General features: G+C 61.6%; 1 protein-coding gene and 3 pseudogenes. 2 read left to right on the top strand and 2 right to left on the bottom strand.

Going from position 1 to position 1,871, the window contains the following annotated elements:
• Positions 1 to 92: 92 nt before the first annotated feature.
• Positions 93 to 248, top strand: a pseudogene (locus tag ABT116_RS43995) (class I SAM-dependent methyltransferase); the annotation flags it as partial.
• Between the two features lie 22 nt (positions 249 to 270).
• Here the strand turns inward: ABT116_RS43995 and ABT116_RS43990 are convergent.
• Together ABT116_RS43990 and ABT116_RS43985 are read right to left on the bottom strand one after the other, a co-directional pair.
• Positions 271 to 687, bottom strand: a pseudogene (locus ABT116_RS43990) (apolipoprotein N-acyltransferase); the annotation flags it as partial.
• Between the two features lie 113 nt (positions 688 to 800).
• Positions 801 to 1,748, bottom strand: coding sequence for a cytochrome c biogenesis protein ResB (locus tag ABT116_RS43985; protein ID WP_351646450.1), 948 nt, complete (start codon positions 1,746 to 1,748; stop codon positions 801 to 803).
• A 30-nt stretch (positions 1,749 to 1,778) separates the two neighbouring features.
• Here ABT116_RS43985 and ABT116_RS43980 point away from each other — a divergent pair.
• A pseudogene (locus ABT116_RS43980) lies at positions 1,779 to 1,871 on the top strand (pantetheine-phosphate adenylyltransferase); the annotation flags it as partial.

The following is a 1,871-nucleotide window of genomic DNA, read 5'->3' as shown; positions in this document are numbered from 1 at the left end:
CCAGAGCGTTTTTCGTCACGGACAGGGACGGTTGGCGGTGAAGAAGTCGGCGACCGTGTCGTTGTCCACACCCGCGACCAGGCAGAGCAGGAATGCACTTGCTCGGCGACATAGTCGACAAAGACATATTGGAAGTGGGTTGCGGATCGGCGCCGTGCGCCCGATGGCTCGCCGGACACGGTGCTCGGGCCGTCGGTCTCGACATCTCGATGGGGATGCTCGCCCGCGGGCAGGACGCGATGAATGCCGGCGGACCGGCAGTCCCGTTGCCCCGGCTATCGCCGTCAACGGTAGCAACGGACTGTCTGCTTGCCCGAAAGCTAAACGCCCCCAAGGGAAACCGCCGAACGGAACTCGACTACGAAGCGCTTCTGTGGTTACCCATGCGCCCGCAATCCACACCGGGTAGAGCGGAGCGCGACCGACCGCCACTGCCAGGACGCCGAACACTCCGAATGCGACCGCTTCTATCGACGCCAACGCCAACCACGGGATCGGACCCACGTACGCCCCGACCCACGGAAGCAAGGGCATGAAGAAGCCCAGCCCCGCCGCATAGCCGAATCCGAAACCTGCCCGGAGACTTCGCCCCCGGAGAACAACCGTCAGCAGGGCGATGGCGACAGGTGCGAGAAACCACAGCGTGCGCGGCGGGAAGCTGAGAAACAGCAGCCATCCAGCGCCCACCGAAAACGCGAAACGCAGAGCAATTCCGCCGCTGCGCCGCGCGGGCCGGACATCTTTGGGGCCTGAATCAGTGTGACCGTCGCTGACAAGTGCACATTCGAGGGAAGGGACCTTCACATGCTCACTCTCATCGGCGGAGAACTTCGCTGATCTGCCACCAACTTCTCGCGAAGGTCGTCGAATTCGCCGCCCCACCCGGCATGATCGGTCCTCGCCAATCCGCCGAGTTCGAGATCAACCTGCTCTGGTCCCGCCCCCGGGCGTAGACGGACCCACATCCGTCGCCTCCTGATCACGAGCGAGATCAGAAGTCCGAGCATCATCGTGACCGCAAAAACGAGAACCCACTGTTGCACAGGGTCGTACGACACCTGCAAATTGGCGAATTCCTTTGCGCCGTCGAACCGAACCTGTGTTCCATCGGTGAGAGTCCGCGTCTCTCCAGGGCGGAGGTTCACACGATCTTGTTTGACCAGCCTTCCTTGGTTGATCATTTCCTTGTTCAACGAGAAGATCGATTGCGGGATGCCGGTGTCCAGACCCGTATCGCCCTTGTAGATGTCGATCGCGACCGCAGGGTCACGCGCATCGGGAAACGACGAAGTCAGAAGCGTCCCGCTGAAGGAAGCGGTCGGCGCGAAGAGTCCCTCGATGGCGATCTGATTCTTCCGGCGCTCGTCCGGATTCGGAAACGATCCACCTGGCGGATCGAACCGCAACGCCCCACTGCTCAGGAACGTGACCGCATCGTCCGGTTGAAACTGCATCGTCTCGGTACGGGACTGTCCGTCGGGAAAAGTGACGGTGAACTGCGGCGCGTACCCATGGCCGGTCAGATAAACACGGGCACCGTCGGTACGCAGCGGTTCGTTGACCCGAAGACGATAGTCTTTCCAGGTATTGGTCGCGATATCCTGCCCGCTCTGATACGAAATGTTGGAGGTGAACATTTCGGCCTGACCAGTATCGAGATAATCTGCGGAAAAGTCGTTGACCTTGATGCAAAAGGGCGCGAGACCCGTGCCGTCAGTAGCACTTCCCGCGCGGAACGAGTCGTACACGGCAGGTGACGTATTACAGAAACCGGGGCCGCCGAGTACGGCAACGTCCGCGTGGAGGCCTTCCACGGCCTGCTCGTCGACTTCTGCAAGCAGCGCGACATCCCCGCCATCGTCAAGGGCCTG

The organism is Streptomyces sp. NPDC002130 (genome assembly GCF_040296465.1).
In the GTDB taxonomy this organism is placed as follows: Bacteria; Actinomycetota; Actinomycetes; order Streptomycetales; family Streptomycetaceae; genus Streptomyces.
Note: the sequence above shows the minus strand (reverse complement) of the source record. Positions and strands in the feature narration are given on the sequence as shown.